Raw genomic sequence first — 576 nt, forward strand, 5'->3', positions numbered from 1 at the left:
GCACCGGATCCGGCTCCGTCGACCCCGTGCCGACGCCGCGGTCGGCCCGATAGGCCGCCTCGTCCTCGCGCGTGAGCTCGACCGAGCGGGGGAGCGCGTCGCCGATCGGCGTGAGGTCCACGCGCGGCGCCCGGTTCGCCGAGCCCGAGTGGCAGCTGTCGAAGAACGCCGTGAGGCTGACGCCCTCGGGGATGATGTCCCAGATGCGGGCCAGGTCGTCGTCGATGATGAGGCGGCCCTCGGCGCGGAAGTCCACGGGGCACAGGGCCTCGTCCTTCGACTCGTCGCCGTCGTCCTCGTCGCCGTCGAGATCGGGCACGAACGTGCCGTGGCCCGAGTACTGCACGGCCAGCACGTCGCCGGGCGCGGCACTGCTGACGAGTTCGAGGATGCCGCGGAGGATCTCGTCGCGGGTGGCCGCGGCATCCGTCAGCTCGGTCACCTCGAACTGCTCGCCGCGCAGCGCCTCGGCCCAGGCGTGCGCGTCGGCCACGCAGCCGTGCAGGCGGTCGCCCTCATCGGGATAGGCGTCGACGCCGATGCACAGCGCACGACGCGCACCCGTGCCTGGCGCGG

Annotated in this window: 1 protein-coding gene; it reads right to left on the minus strand. The window is 73.6% G+C overall.

From position 1 onward, the window contains the following. Positions 1–576: caspase family protein (locus tag GH736_RS24090; RefSeq protein ID WP_162529613.1), on the minus strand; the 576-nt coding region annotated here is incomplete at both ends.

Origin of the sequence: Agromyces humi (assembly GCF_009720255.1) — a bacterium.
Lineage (GTDB): Bacteria > Actinomycetota > Actinomycetes > Actinomycetales > Microbacteriaceae > Agromyces > Agromyces humi.